Below are 13,779 nucleotides of genomic sequence, written 5' to 3' on the forward strand. Positions count from 1 at the left end.
ATAGAAGGGTGAGTGGTTATGAACGCGATACTGGAAAACAAGCCTGCAGCGGTACCGGTCAAGAGTCGCCGGCGCTTTCCGACCGAGTTGAGTATCTTCCTGGTGCTGATCGGCATCGGCCTGGTCTTCGAAATGTTCGGCTGGATCGTGCGGGACCAGAGCTTCCTGATGAACTCTCAGCGTCTGGTGCTGATGATCCTGCAAGTGTCGATCATCGGCCTGCTGGCGATCGGGGTGACCCAGGTCATCATCACCACCGGTATCGACCTGTCCTCCGGTTCGGTGCTGGCGCTGTCGGCGATGATTGCCGCCAGCCTGGCCCAGACCTCGGACTTTGCCCGTGCGGTGTTTCCGTCCCTGACCGACTTGCCGGTGTGGATTCCAGTGATCGTCGGGCTCGGGGTGGGATTGCTGGCGGGGGCGATCAACGGCAGCATCATTGCGATCACCGGGATTCCTCCATTCATTGCCACCCTCGGCATGATGGTCTCGGCCCGCGGCCTGGCGCGCTACTACACCGAAGGTCAGCCGGTGAGCATGCTCTCGGATTCCTACACAGCCATCGGACACGGCGCGATGCCGGTGATCATCTTTCTGGTGGTGGCGGTGATCTTTCACATCGCCCTGCGCTACACCAAGTACGGCAAGTACACCTACGCCATCGGCGGCAACATGCAGGCGGCGCGCACCTCCGGGATCAACGTCAAGCGGCATCTGGTGATCGTCTACAGCATCGCCGGGTTGCTTGCGGGCCTGGCCGGGGTGGTGGCGTCGGCGCGGGCCGCGACCGGGCAGGCCGGGATGGGCATGTCTTATGAACTGGACGCAATTGCCGCGGCGGTCATCGGCGGCACCAGCCTGGCCGGTGGCGTAGGGCGGATCACCGGCACGGTGATCGGCGCGTTGATCCTCGGGGTCATGGCCAGCGGCTTTACCTTTGTCGGAGTTGATGCTTATATTCAAGACATCATCAAGGGGCTGATTATTGTGGTGGCGGTGGTCATCGACCAATACCGCAACAAGCGCAAACTCAAGCGCTGAAGCCGGACAAAACGCGAAAATGCGCCACGCCTGACCCGCGTGGCGCAGCCGTTTGTCTTCTATATACAGCCGCTCGACTGAATTTCTTGCTATAAACGCACTCCGATAAGCGCCTCAAAGCCTGCCGTAGCGCACTTTCAGGGCTTTGTCGGACAGATTTGCTGTCTTTTCAGTTGCTGAGGCCTCAAGTCGGCCTTAGACTGCCGCCCCTCGTAAATTGAGTGCCGGGTGGCGCTTGGAATAAACGGCGCCTTTCCAATGAACGCTTCAGGTTCAACGGATCGCTCCCTAATTCGCCTTAATGCACGTTTTTTTATAGAGATATCAATGACAAAGGACAAGTTGCTGGCCATGCCGGCGGATGACTACATGAATGCCGAGCAACATGCTTTTTTCTCTGAGCTGTTGCAGAACATGAAAGTCGAAACCCATGAGCGCATCGAGCAGAATCGCATCGCCATCGAGAGCCTGGACACCCCGGCCGATCCGGCTGACGCGGCTTCCGTCGAAGAAGAGCGCACCTGGCTGGTGAACGCTATCGATCGCGACCAGCGCATGCTGCCTCAGTTGGAACAGGCCCTGGAACGCATCAAGGAAGACAGCTTTGGCTGGTGCGACGACAGCGGCGAGGCCATCGGCCTGAAACGCCTGCTGATCAGCCCGACCACCAAATACTGCATCGAAGCTCAAGAGCGTCACGAGCAGATCGACAAGCACCAGCGTCAGGCCTGATTCAGTAGCGCCCCCCCTCGCGGGCAAGCCTCGCTCCTACGGATATAATCTGTAGGAGCGAGGCTTGCCCGCGAAGCTTTTTGTCGCCCAAAAAATTTTCACGCACTTCTATTGATCTGCTTCAACCCCCCACTACTAACGGACCATAGATAATGGCTTTGTAGTGGCGTTTAATGCGATCACAACAACTAGAAGACGTGTGGGGTGACGAAGATGACGAGGGACGGATCTCTGGTTGGGGCAATGCCTGCACCAGCACTTTTGCCAAAAAACCTTTGGCTGACGCCGACCCTGCAAAGCATCGCTCTGATGCTATTGCTGTGCGGCATGGCATTGGCTGGCTGGTCGCTTTACCTTGGCCTGCCATTGGCCGTGCTGATTATCTGGCTGCCGCGCCTGCGCTCGCGCACTCTCCCTGAGGCAACCCCCGCAGACAGTTCTAGCGCCATCGCCGAATTGACTCGCGATCTCTCCTACACCACCAGTCATAACGCCTTGTCGGCCGCCGGCGTGGCCTATTCGGTCAAGCAACTGGCGGACAAACTGCAATCGCAGCTCAACGCCGCGGCGCAGATTGTCAGCAGCGCTGAAGTGATGATCGCCACCGAGCACGCTACGTCGAAACTCAGTCGGGAAGCACTGAACGCCGCCAGCGAAGCCCATCAGAGCAGCGCGGCAGGGCGTACGGAACTGGTCGAGTCGATTGCGCGCATGCATCAACTCAGTGAGCGTGCCAGCAGCAGTCGCGAGCTGATCGAAGCCCTGAGCCTGCGCAGCGACGATATCCAGCGGGTCACGCTGGTAATCCAGTCCATCGCCAGCCAGACCAATTTGTTGGCGCTGAACGCGGCCATCGAAGCGGCGCGGGCCGGCGAGCACGGTCGCGGTTTTGCGGTGGTGGCCGATGAGGTTCGCGGGCTGGCCGCGCGCACAGCGACGGCGACCGGTGAAGTCGGGGAGATGGTCGCCGACATTCAGCAACGCACCGCGCAAGTGGTGGAACAGATTCGTCAACTGGCGAGCGATCTGAATACCGGTGTTGCGCAAGTCGAGCACACCGGGCAGCACCTGGAAAACATCGCGCGCCTGGCCGCCGGCGTCGAAAGGCAGGTCGGGGAAATCGCTCAGGGCGCAGACACCAACCGCGAACAGCTCGACAGTCTGTTCCACGCCATCGAACAGATGCGCAGCGATCTGGCGATCAGCGACCAGCAGACCCAGCGGCTTGCCCTGGCAGCGGTGCAAATGGAAGGGCAGGCCGAAACCATCAGCGAACGCCTGGCCGAAGTCGGGCTGGATGACTATCACCAGCGGATTTACGACCTGGCCCGCGAAGGGGCGAGTCAGATTGCGGCACGCTTCGAAGCGGATATCGATCAGGGCCGGATCAGCCTCGATGACCTGTTTGATCGCAGTTACCAGACGATCCCCAACACCAGCCCGGCCAAATACCAGACCCGTTTCGACCGCTACACCGATCAGGTATTGCCGGCGATTCAGGAACCGTTGCTGCCGCGCCATGAAGGCCTGGTGTTCGCCATCGCCTGCACGCAGCAGGGTTATGTGCCGACCCATAACACCGTGTTCAGCCAGCCGCTGACCGGTGACGTACAGGTCGATACCCTGCACAACCGCACCAAGCGCAAATTCGCCGACCGCACCGGGATCCGCTGTGGCAGCCATCAACAGGCCGTGCTGTTGCAGACTTACACACGCGATACCGGTGAACTGATGCACGACCTGTCGGTGCCGATCATGCTCAAGGGCCGGCATTGGGGTGGTTTGCGCCTGGGTTACAAACCGCAAAGTCCTCGCTGAGGGTCTCGGCAATTGTTATCGGTTATTAGTGGATCTGGTGCATGCGCAGGTTCAGGTCGTCGACCACATGCGCCCAATCGGCGTCTTCACGCAGTTGTTCTTTGAGGAAGCCGGCTTGCTGCGGGGTCCAGAACTCGGCGTCGATGAGTTTCTTGTTGTCGGCCAGGGGAGAATGGCTGGCAATGAAATCGTCGATGGCCTTTTCGCTGGAGTCCAGACCGAGCTGGTCGAACAGGCCTTTCAAATCATGTGTGGGTGAGTCCATCTTCATCTCCTTGCAGATAATCCGTCGCGTCGAGTGCGAGATCCGAGGTGCGGCTTCATTGCATCTGAGAGAACCGCGCTTCAGGAGTTCGATAGCGATATTCAAAGCAGGGATGAGCATAGACTGCAAACCGATGATCAGGTCTTCAATGCACCTTCATCGACGGCAAGCTTCAGCGCCTTGGCGGCATCCTGGGCGGCAACGGCCGCGACATCCGCGGTCTTGAACCAGCGATCCTTTTCGACCTGGTGAGACGTCACAGTGGTCAACGGCGGTTTGGCGCGCATGATAATGACTGCCTGGAATTCGCCTTCGACCTCTCTGGCTTCGCCCCGGATAAAAAATTCACCGATATCAAATTCCGTCACGTAGCAGTCTTCCCTTGGAAATAGTTATTGTGTTGAACGCCGTCCGCCCTGGGGGCGGGTTTCATTGGTCGGGCAGTATGGCAGTAGTTGCCTGCCGGCGGCTGAGTTAAGTCATCGGTGTGACGAAACGTCTATAGAAGTGAGCGCTGCAGGTTCCTCAACTGCATGCCTCGAGTAAACGGGCAAGGGCGCAGGCATCGTTATGCTTGCCGCGGAAACCTCTTACACGTCCGGTGGATATTTCCCTGATGTGGAAAAAGGCGTTGCCGGCCAATACCACCTGAAAACGTGGGAGCAGACGCTCTTCAGGCAGGAAATCCTGCTCGTGGAACACCATCGAATGCAGAGATGACGAGCCATTTGTGTGTCGGATGTGAGGCTGGGCAAAGTGAGTCAGTGTGCACATATGAAGTCCTTTTCGTGGTTTTACCGACGTGTGTACGGTGTTATGGGTAGTCTCGGTGAGCATGGCTGCTCTAGAATCGCCATTGATGGTTGGCGATTGATGCCCATCTAAAGCAATTTTTTACTGGCGATATGTCGGAAAAGTGCTTTTTTTAAAGAGAATTTTCCCTAAAGTTGGTAATCCGGTTTTATCTGGCCGTCAGAAGGGCGTTTTCCTTCAACATCTGACGACCGCCAGGCAAGACGACGTGAGGGATGTTCCAGTAATCTTCTCAAACCTCACGATGAATGGGCCCTCTGCTCATTCCAGGATTCGACCCGGGTCATTTGGCTACACCTCGGCATTGCCGCTTTTTTCTGCTGTGCGCGTTTCCCGCGTACGGCGTCATTTTCAGATGTGGGGATGTTTCCTTGGCAGTAAGTAATCTCGATATGCATGCTTTGTTCGTACTGGGTGATTTGCGCGCAAAGCTGGTTAAACAGTTTCAGTCACGTTTCGTCTACATCACCGAACAGAACGCTGAAGGCATTTACATTGCCGAGCTCGACACCGAAGCAGCGCTGGTGGTGGATGACAAACCAGGGCTTAAACTCAAGGTCGGCGACCATTTCAGCGCCTCCGTATTGCCCAGCCGCGAAGGCGGCAAGCTGGACATCAAGTTCCGCGAAATCAAACTGACGGTGTACGGGCTGGGGGATTACGCGTTCGTGACCACCGCAGACGGCCACGGCATTGTGTTCAAGGAAGGTCATAGCGTGGTGATGGTGTTCGCGGCCCATCAACAATTGCAGGAAGGCCTGACCAAAACCCTGAAAGCCGTGACCGCCAAGGCCGCCAAATGGCGCAAGGGCGAACTGGTGACCTTCAAGGCCAGCGAGTAATGACCCTGACCCGCGCCGACTTCCACGAACAGAACCAGGCCAGTGCGCACACCGAGGCGCAGCGTCTGTTGGCTCAAAAGGCCGTTCTACAGGGAGCCTGGCTGAGTTGGGTGGCGTCACAGATTTACCTGTTGCGTCCGGCGGCGTACGCCAGCATGGTCAGAAGAGAGCTTGCACGCTTGCAGGAACCTTGCGAAAGTTAATCCTCGTCCCTCGAAAGCAGGAACCTCAACTACAGTCAGATGACTGAGTATTCAGAGGCTTGCGGTCTTCTTTGTCAGGCCATCCTGCTATTGCTGTGAACAGCGCGAGGTGCAAAAGCATGAGGGGATTTCGACGGTTACTGGCCGCTACCCTGGCCACGTTCGGTTTATTGGCTTCACCCGTTCCGGTGTTCTCTGCCCAGGCGCCGATCCATTTCGCCGACCTGAACTGGGAAAGCGGCAGCCTGATCACCGATATCCTGCGGATCATCGTCGAGAAGGGCTATGGCTTGCCGACCGACACCTTGCCGGGGACGACCATTACCCTGGAGACCGCGCTGGCCAACAATGACATTCAGGTTATTGGCGAGGAATGGGCCGGTCGCAGTCCGGTCTGGGTCAAGGCTGAGGCCGAGGGCAAAGTCATGGCCCTGGGCGATACGGTCAAAGGTGCTACAGAGGGCTGGTGGGTGCCGGAGTATGTGATCAAGGGCGACCCGGCCAAGGGCATCAAGCCGATGGCGCCGGATCTGCGCAGTATCAGTGATCTGCCACGCTACAAAGATGTGTTCAAAGACCCGGAAACCCCGGGCAAGGGGCGTTTTCTCAACAGCCCGATCGGCTGGACGTCGGAGGTGGTCAACAAGCAGAAGCTCAAAGCGTATGGGCTGGACGACAGTTACGTGAATTTTCGCAGTGGTTCGGGGGCGGCGCTGGACGCAGAGATCAGCTCGTCGATTCGTCGCGGCAAGCCGGTCCTGTTCTATTACTGGTCGCCGACGCCGTTGCTCGGCCGTTTCAAGCTGATTCAGTTGCAAGAGCCACCGTTCGACGCCGACGCCTGGAAAACCCTGACCGACGCGGACAACCCCCATCCGAAACCGACGCGTTCACTGCCCTCCAAGCTGTCCATCGGTGTGTCCACGCCATTTCAAAAACAATACCCGCAGATTGCCGAGTTCTTCACCAAGGTCGATTTACCGATCGAAGCGTTGAACAAGGCCCTGGCCGACATGAGCGAAAAACACACCCCGCCACGTCAAGCGGCAGAGGCCTTCATGAAGGCGCACCCGGACGTGTGGCAGGCCTGGGTGCCGAAGGATGTGGCGGATAAAGTTTCTGCGGCCCTGAAATAGAGGGGGCAGAGGACTGGATTGATCCCGGTATTCCTGGCCGACGCGAATCCAGTGTGGGAGCGGGCTTGCTCGCGAAAGCGGTTCGTCAGTCACCTCCAGGTTGGATGTGCCGCCGTCTTCGCGAGCAAGCCCGCTCCCACAAGGGGAACTCCGTCAATGACGAATACCCTTACAAAAACGCGTAAGGAAGTTCATCCTGCTGCAACATTTCACACCGGATGCCTGAATATGAGTCTTTTGGTCGCGCAATGGATTGCTGCAATCTTTTTATTGATCAGCCTGGTCCACCTGTATTGGGCCGCGGGTGGCAAATGGGGCAGCGAGGCGGCGGTGCCGCGTGTGCCCGGGGAGGGCGGCGAGGCATCAAGGCCGGCGTTCAAGCCGTCGGGCTTTGCCACGTTGCTGGTGGCGGTGGGTTTACTGCTGATCGCGATGCTGGTGTGCCTGCGGGTCGGGCTGTATCTGCCTACCGTGCATCATTGGTCGCTGCAATGGGTGATCAGCGCGATCGCGATGCTGATGTTCGCCCGGGCGATCGGCGATTCGAATTTGGTGGGGTTCTTCAAGCAGGTCAAGGATTCGAAGTTTGCCCACCTGGATACGTGGGCGTATTCGCCGTTGTGTGTGGTATTGGGGGCCGGATTGCTGACAGTGGCCTGGATCTGAGGGTGACCGGGCAATCGCCTTCGCGAGCAAGCCCGCTCCCACATTGGATGTTCAGTGAACACAGATGATGTGTACGGCACAGATCCAATGTGGGAGCGGGCTTGCTCGCGAAGAGGCCCTATCAATCAACACAAAACCCGCGGATTTAACTCCCCGTTTCCGTGCGCCGACTACTCACCTCAGCCGGCACATCATCCCCCGCCATGCGCTTGCGAAACAGCGCCGCCCGGGCCAGCAGCAGCGTGGTCACCGGCACGGTGATCGACAGCAGAACCGGAATCAGCCAGGCATGCAGCACCGGCGCCGACTTGAGCGCCGAAAAGTAAATGATCGAAGCCAGTGCCACGCACCACGCGCCCAAGGTCGAGGCCAGTGCCGGTGGGTGCATGCGCTGGAAATAATCCTTCATTCGCAGCAGCCCGACCGCACCGATCAGCGTAAACAGGCTGCTCAGCACCAGCAGAATCGCCACCGCAATTTCCACCCACAGAGACAATTCAGGCCTCATTCGATCACCTCGCCACGCAGCAGGAATTTGGCCAGGGCGAACGAGCCGACGAAGCCGAACAGGGCGATCAGTAGCGCCGCCTCGAAGTAAGTGTCACTGGCATAACGAATGCCCAGCGCAAGCATCATCAGCATGGCGATGATGTACAAGTAATCCAGGGCCAGAACCCGGTCCTGGGCCGACGGGCCCTGGAACAGCCGGATCAGGGTCAGAATCATTGCCATCGAAAAGATGAACAGGCTCAGCAGGATCGCGTTCGACAGCAATGCGCTCATTCGAAGATCTCCATCAAGGGGCGCTCGTAGGTCGTCTTGAAGTGCTGGATGAATCGACTTTCATCATCCAGATCGAAGACGTGCAGCAGCAAAATGCTGCGATCGAGCGCCAATTCCGACCAGACCGTGCCGGGCACCACCGTGCAGATCATCGACAGCGCCGCGAGGCCGTTGGCATCGCGCAAATCCAGCGGCACCTTGATGAACCGCGAGCGGGGCGCACGACGGCCCGCGTTGAGCACGCCCCAGGCCACGGCGAGGTTGGACACGATCACATCGCGCCCGACCAGCAAGAACAAACGCAGGATTACCCCTGGCCGACGAATGCGGACCAGCCGCGGCCGCAGCTTGCGCATCATCAACGGCGCGCAGAGCCCTAATATCGCGCCCAACAGCAGATTGCCGGGGCTCATCGACAGGTTCAACACCAGCCACAGCAGCCACAACGCCAACGACAACCAAGGTGCAGGAAACAGGCGCTTCATGGTTGCACCTCCAGCAGCGCTGCCTTGGCTTGCGGGCCTGGAATTACACGGGTTTCGAGCACCGCCATCACGTATTGCTGCGGGTTGTTCAATGCATCGGCCGCCGCTTGGGTGTAGCGCAGCAGCGGTTCAGCCTTGAACGTCAGCGCAATGCTCAGCCCCAGCAGAACGACGATTGGCACGCATTCCAGGCGCCGCAGCAAGGGCGACGGCCGCTCTTGCGGGGTCCAGAAACGCTGGATGCCCAAACGCGAGAAAGCGATCAGCGAGGCCAGCCCGGACAGAATCAACAGGGCGAGCAACCCCCACGCGCCGTTCGATATCGGTTCGTCGCTGCCATTACCCAGCCCCAGCGGATTGAGCAAAGCGCTGAGCAGGCTGAGTTTGCCGATAAACCCGGAAAGTGGCGGCATGCCGATGATCAGCAGGGCGCAGGCGATAAAGCTCAAACCGAGGAACGCCATGGTCCAGGGAATCACCTGGCCGACCACTGCTTTGCGGTCGTCATCGAGGTTGAAGCCTTTGGGCGGCTGCAAGGATTCCAGGGGCCGTGGCAGCAACTCGCCGTCATCGAACAGCGGCATTTCGTTGGCCGACCGCGAGCGCTCGATCAACTCGGCGAGCAGGAACAGCGCGCTCAAGGCCAGGGTCGAGCTGACCAGATAAAACAGCGCTGCGCCGATCAGGTTCGGCTGGGCGAAACCGATGGCCGACAACAGGATGCCTGCCGATACCAGAATGCTCAGGCTGGCCATGCGTTCGAGGCGTTGCGCGGCGAGGATCGCCACGGCGGCGCAAACGATGGTCGCCATGCCGCCGTAGATCAGCCAGTCGCCACCAAAATACGCGGATGCCCCGGCCTGGCCGGAGAACAGCAGCGTCCACAAACGCAGCAAGGTGTAGACGCCGACCTTGGTCATGATCGCGAACATCGCCGCCACTGGAGCGCTGGCCGCTGAGTAGGCCGGCACCAGCCAGAAATTCAGGGGCCACATCCCGGCCTTGGCCAGGAACGCCACCGCCAGAATCGCCGCGCCGGCATGCAGCAAGCCGCGATCGGCCTCCGGCACCAGCGGGATTTTCAGCGCCAGGTCGGCCATGTTCAGCGTGCCGGTAACGCCGTAGATCAGCGCCGCGCCAATCAGAAACAGCGACGAGGCCAGCAGGTTGATCGAGATGTAATGCAGCCCCGACGACACCCGCGCCCGGCCCGAACCGTGCAGCATCAGCCCGTAAGAGGCGGCCAGCAGCACTTCGAAAAACACGAACAGGTTGAACAGGTCCGCCGTCAGGAAGGCGCCGTACAGGCCCATCAACTGAATCTGGAACAGCGCGTGGAAACTCGAGCCGGCGCCGTCCCAGCGCGCCATGGCGAATAGCAGGGCACTGACGCCGATGATCCCGGTCAGCACCAGCATCAGCGCCGACAGACGATCGACCACCAGCACAATGCCGAACGGCACCTGCCAGTTGCCCGGCAGGTACACACCGATGGAGCCCGGCACGCCGGTGGTTTGCGTCCATTGCAGCAGCATCACGGCAATGCCCAGCCCCAGCAGGCTGGAGAACAGATTGATTTTGGCCTTTAACGGGCGGTGTTTTTCGCCCAGCATCAGCATCACCGCGGCGGTCAGCAGCGGTAGCAGAATGGGGGCTGCGATCAGGTGCGCCATCGGATTCATTCTTTAGGCTCCCGGCCATCCACATGGTCGGTGCCGGTCAGGCCCCGGGAGGCGAGCAGCACCACCAGGAACAGCGCGGTCATGGCGAAGCTGATGACGATCGCGGTCAGCACCAACGCTTGCGGCAGCGGGTCGGTGTAGTGCAGCAAATCCTGAGGCACGCCATCCTTGATGTTCGGCTCCTTGCCGATGAACAGGCTGCCCATGCTGAAGATGAACAGGTTGACGCCGTAGGACAGCAGGCACAGGCCCATGACCACCTGGAATGTCCGTGGCCGCAGCACCAGCCACACGCCGGACGCGGCCAGCACGCCAATGGCGATTGCGATGACTTCTTCCATCAGATGGCTCCTTGCGTGGCAGCTGCTTTGGCCACGGGCTTGGGTTGCGCGCTGGTTTTATGACCGCGTACCGATTGGTGGGCGAGGGCGGTCAGGATCAACAGCGTCGAGCCGACCACCACGGCGTACACGCCAATGTCGAAGAACAGTGCGCTGGCGATGTGAATCTCGCCGAGCAGCGGCAATGCGAAATGCCAGGTGTGAGTGGTAAGGAATGGATACCCGGCCACCATCGCCCCGAGCCCGGTGACCGTGGCGAACAGCAGCCCGGTGCCCATCCAGCGCAGCGGCCGCAGGCTCATTTGTGCCTCGACCCACTGGGTGCCGGCGACCATGTATTGCAGGATGAACGCCACCGACATCACCAGACCGGCGACGAAACCGCCGCCCGGTTGATTGTGCCCGCGCATGAACAGGTAGACCGACACCACAAACGCAATCGGCAGCAGCAGACGCACCAGCACCGCTGGCACCATCATGAAACCGAGCGCGGTGTCGCTGGCGTGACGCGGGTTGACCAGGTCGGTGACCACGTCGGGCGCCAGCAAGCGCTGCTGGGCCGGCAGTTGCAGGCTTTCTTTCGGTGGACGGAAGCGTCGCAGCAGGGCGAACACAGCCAGGGCCACCGCCACCAGCACGGTGATTTCGCCGAGGGTGTCGAAGCCACGGAAGTCCACCAGCATTACGTTGACCACGTTGCTGCCGCCGCCTTCGGGCAGGGCGCGACTGAGGTAGAACGAGGAAATGTCGTTGGGCGTCTGGCGGGTCAGCATCGCGTAGGACAGCAGCGCCATGCCGCCTCCGACCGCGATCGACAGCAGCAAGTCGCGGATACGGCGGATGCGTGCCTTGCGCAGGCTGCTCGGTAACGGCGACACCTCTTCGATTCGTCGTGGCAGCCAGCGCAGGCCGAGGAGGATCAACACCGTGGTCACCACTTCCACCGCCAATTGCGTCAGGGCCAGATCCGGCGCCGAGAACCAGACGAAGGTCACGCAGGTCATCAAGCCGCAGACGCTGACCATGGTCAGGGCCGCGAGCCGGTGATACTTGGCTTGCCACGCCGCACCAAGGGCACAGGCAATCGCCAGCAGCCAGAGGATCACGAACACGATCGAGCCCGGAATCTTCGGTCGGTCGCCCCAGCTCAGGCTGCTGTGCAGCATCGGGATCAACCCGGCCAGCACCGCGGCGAGCACCACCAGAAACAGTTGGGTTTGCAGGCGCCGGGTGCTGATCCGCCGCTCCAAGCGACGGGCCAGGCGCATCATGATCACCAGGCTGCGCTCGAACAGGCGCTTGCCATTGAAGTGGCTGATCACCGGCGGGTGCGAGAAACGCCCGCGCTTGAGCTGATTGCGCAACAGCAGATAGAGGATGATGCCGCAGGACATGGCGATCAGGCTCATGATCATCGGCGCGTTCCAGCCGTGCCAGATCGCCAGGTTGTACTCGGGCAGCGTCCCGCCCACCACCGGCAATGCCGCCGCCGCGAGCAAAGGGCCGACCACTTGAGCGGGGAAGATCCCCACCACCAGACAGGTGAACACCAGCAACTCCACCGGCGCGCGCATCCAGCGTGGCGGCTCGTGCGGGGTGTGCGGCAGGTCGGTGGCGGTCGGGCCGAAGAACACATCGACAGTGAAGCGCAGGGAGTAGGCGACGCTGAACGTCCCGGCAATGGTCGCGACGATTGGCAGGGTCATCTCGATCCAGGCCGTCGCGTTGATGAACACGGTTTCGGCGAAGAACATTTCTTTCGACAGGAAGCCGTTGAGCAGCGGTACGCCGGCCATGGAGGCACTGGCGACCATGGCCAGGGTGGCGGTGAACGGGATCAGTTTGATCAGGCCGCTGAGTTTGCGAATGTCCCGGGTGCCGCTTTCGTGGTCGATGATTCCGGCGGCCATGAACAGCGAGGCCTTGAACGTAGCGTGGTTGAGAATGTGGAACACCGCAGCGACGGCGGCTAGCGGACTGTTCAGGCCCAGCAGCAACGTAATCAGGCCCAGGTGGCTGATGGTCGAGTAAGCCAGCAGGCCCTTGAGGTCGTTCTGGAACATCGCGCAGTAAGCACCGAGCAACAGCGTACAGGCCCCGGCCCCGCCGACAATGTAGAACCATTCTTCACTGCCGGACAGCGACGGCCACAGTCGTGCGAGCAGGAAGACCCCGGCCTTGACCATGGTCGCCGAGTGCAGATACGCCGAGACCGGTGTCGGTGCCGCCATGGCGTGGGGCAGCCAGAAGTGGAAGGGGAATTGCGCACTTTTGCTCAAGGCGCCGATCAGGATCAGGGGAAGCAGAATAGGGTAGAGGGCATGTGTGCGAATCAGATCGCCGGCGGCCAGGACCTTGTCCAGGTCATAGCTGCCCACCACATGGCCAAGCAGCATGACCCCCGCCAGCAAACACAAACCACCGGCACCGGTGACCATCAACGCCATATAGGCGCCACGTCGCGCATCGGCGCGATGGTGCCAGTAGCCGATCAACAGGAATGAAAAGAGGCTGGTCAGCTCCCAGAAAAATACGATCTGGATCAGGTTGCCGGAGATCACCAACCCCAGCATGGCGCCCATGAACGCCAGGAAAAACGCGAAGAAACGCGGCACCGGATCGTCCGGCGACATGTAGTAGCGGGCGTATAGCGAAACCAGCGTGCCGATGCCCAGCACCAGCATCGAGAACAGCCAGGCGAAACCATCCATGCGCAGAACGAAGTTCAGGCCCAGGCTGGGCAGCCAGAAGAACTCTTCGCGGATCACGCCGCCATCGGCGATTTGCGGGTACAAGAGCGCGACCTGGACGGTGCCGATCAGGGCAACCAGGCCAGACAACAGCGATTCGGTATTACGCGCGTTGTGCGGCAGCAAGGCTGCCAGACAACTGCCGATAAAAGGCAGAAGCAGTAGAACTATCAGAGACATAGGCTTCTAATCTGCGGAAGTTTGTGAAGCATCATACGTGCC

The 13,779-nt window shown here is 60.2% G+C and carries 16 protein-coding genes; 7 read left to right on the plus strand and 9 right to left on the minus strand.

Going from position 1 to position 13,779, the window contains the following annotated elements; translation table 11 throughout:
* Positions 1-18: 18 nt before the first annotated feature.
* The 3 genes from IB250_RS02165 to IB250_RS02175 all read left to right on the plus strand — a co-directional run bounded on the left by IB250_RS02165 (position 19) and on the right by IB250_RS02175 (position 3,591).
* Positions 19-1,041 carry an ABC transporter permease gene (locus IB250_RS02165; RefSeq protein ID WP_007907889.1) on the plus strand — a complete coding sequence of 341 codons (1,023 nt, stop codon included), beginning with the start codon at positions 19-21 and terminating at the stop codon, positions 1,039-1,041.
* Between the two features lie 327 nt (positions 1,042-1,368).
* Positions 1,369-1,773: a TraR/DksA family transcriptional regulator gene (locus IB250_RS02170; RefSeq protein ID WP_007907888.1), complete on the plus strand. Its 405-nt coding sequence runs from the start codon at positions 1,369-1,371 to the stop codon at positions 1,771-1,773.
* A 594-nt stretch (positions 1,774-2,367) separates the two neighbouring features.
* The gene (locus IB250_RS02175) at positions 2,368-3,591 is read left to right on the plus strand and encodes a methyl-accepting chemotaxis protein (RefSeq protein ID WP_412548328.1); all 1,224 of its coding nucleotides are present in this window, start codon (positions 2,368-2,370) and stop codon (positions 3,589-3,591) included.
* Positions 3,592-3,616: 25 nt separating this feature from the next.
* On the opposite strand, the gene IB250_RS02180 is transcribed toward IB250_RS02175, so the two are convergent.
* The 3 genes from IB250_RS02180 to IB250_RS02190 form a co-directional block, all read right to left on the minus strand.
* A complete protein-coding gene (locus tag IB250_RS02180) occupies positions 3,617-3,856 on the minus strand; it encodes a DUF2789 domain-containing protein (RefSeq protein ID WP_192342784.1) in 240 nt (79 codons plus the stop codon).
* Between the two features lie 137 nt (positions 3,857-3,993).
* Positions 3,994-4,224: a hypothetical protein gene (locus IB250_RS02185; protein WP_192342785.1), complete on the minus strand. Its 231-nt coding sequence runs from the start codon at positions 4,222-4,224 to the stop codon at positions 3,994-3,996.
* 157 nt (positions 4,225-4,381) lie between these two features.
* On the minus strand, positions 4,382-4,630 hold the full coding sequence (locus IB250_RS02190; protein WP_192342786.1) for a hypothetical protein: 249 nt from the start codon (positions 4,628-4,630) through the stop codon (positions 4,382-4,384).
* Positions 4,631-5,040: 410 nt separating this feature from the next.
* On the opposite strand from IB250_RS02190, the gene IB250_RS02195 reads away from it, so the two are divergent.
* The 4 genes from IB250_RS02195 (at position 5,041) to IB250_RS02210 (ending at position 7,516) form a co-directional block, all read left to right on the plus strand.
* A complete protein-coding gene (locus tag IB250_RS02195) occupies positions 5,041-5,511 on the plus strand; it encodes a hypothetical protein (RefSeq protein ID WP_008067697.1) in 471 nt (156 codons plus the stop codon).
* Entirely contained in the window at positions 5,511-5,714 is a 204-nt protein-coding gene (locus IB250_RS02200) for a hypothetical protein (protein WP_192342787.1), read from the plus strand. Before IB250_RS02195 ends, IB250_RS02200 begins: the two co-directional genes overlap by 1 nt.
* Positions 5,715-5,833: 119 nt before the next feature.
* Entirely contained in the window at positions 5,834-6,850 is a 1,017-nt protein-coding gene (locus IB250_RS02205) for an ABC transporter substrate-binding protein (RefSeq protein WP_192342788.1), read from the plus strand.
* 228 nt (positions 6,851-7,078) lie between these two features.
* Positions 7,079-7,516 (plus strand): DUF3995 domain-containing protein, encoded by a 438-nt coding sequence (locus IB250_RS02210; RefSeq protein WP_192342789.1) that lies wholly within the window; start codon positions 7,079-7,081, stop codon positions 7,514-7,516.
* 145 nt (positions 7,517-7,661) lie between these two features.
* On the opposite strand, the gene IB250_RS02215 is transcribed toward IB250_RS02210, so the two are convergent.
* From IB250_RS02215 to IB250_RS02240, 6 genes are read right to left on the minus strand one after another with little or no spacing between them, the layout of a single operon-like run.
* Positions 7,662-8,024, minus strand: coding sequence for a Na+/H+ antiporter subunit G (locus tag IB250_RS02215; protein WP_123360814.1), 363 nt, complete (start codon positions 8,022-8,024; stop codon positions 7,662-7,664).
* Positions 8,021-8,299: a K+/H+ antiporter subunit F gene (locus IB250_RS02220; protein ID WP_123494180.1), complete on the minus strand. Its 279-nt coding sequence runs from the start codon at positions 8,297-8,299 to the stop codon at positions 8,021-8,023. Before IB250_RS02220 ends, IB250_RS02215 begins: the two co-directional genes overlap by 4 nt.
* Positions 8,296-8,784, minus strand: a complete 489-nt coding sequence (locus IB250_RS02225) for a Na+/H+ antiporter subunit E (protein ID WP_192342790.1) — start codon at positions 8,782-8,784, stop codon at positions 8,296-8,298. Before IB250_RS02225 ends, IB250_RS02220 begins: the two co-directional genes overlap by 4 nt.
* The gene (locus IB250_RS02230; protein ID WP_192342791.1) at positions 8,781-10,466 is read right to left on the minus strand and encodes a monovalent cation/H+ antiporter subunit D; all 1,686 of its coding nucleotides are present in this window, start codon (positions 10,464-10,466) and stop codon (positions 8,781-8,783) included. Before IB250_RS02230 ends, IB250_RS02225 begins: the two co-directional genes overlap by 4 nt.
* Positions 10,463-10,807 (minus strand): Na+/H+ antiporter subunit C, encoded by a 345-nt coding sequence (locus tag IB250_RS02235; protein WP_008029186.1) that lies wholly within the window; start codon positions 10,805-10,807, stop codon positions 10,463-10,465. The genes IB250_RS02230 and IB250_RS02235 overlap by 4 nt, the downstream gene beginning before the upstream one ends.
* On the minus strand, positions 10,807-13,737 hold the full coding sequence (locus IB250_RS02240; protein ID WP_192342792.1) for a monovalent cation/H+ antiporter subunit A: 2,931 nt from the start codon (positions 13,735-13,737) through the stop codon (positions 10,807-10,809). The genes IB250_RS02235 and IB250_RS02240 overlap by 1 nt, the downstream gene beginning before the upstream one ends.
* Between the last annotated feature and the right edge of the window lie 42 nt (positions 13,738-13,779).

It is taken from the genome of Pseudomonas sp. PDM09 (assembly GCF_014852305.1).
In the GTDB taxonomy this organism is placed as follows: Bacteria; Pseudomonadota; Gammaproteobacteria; order Pseudomonadales; family Pseudomonadaceae; genus Aquipseudomonas.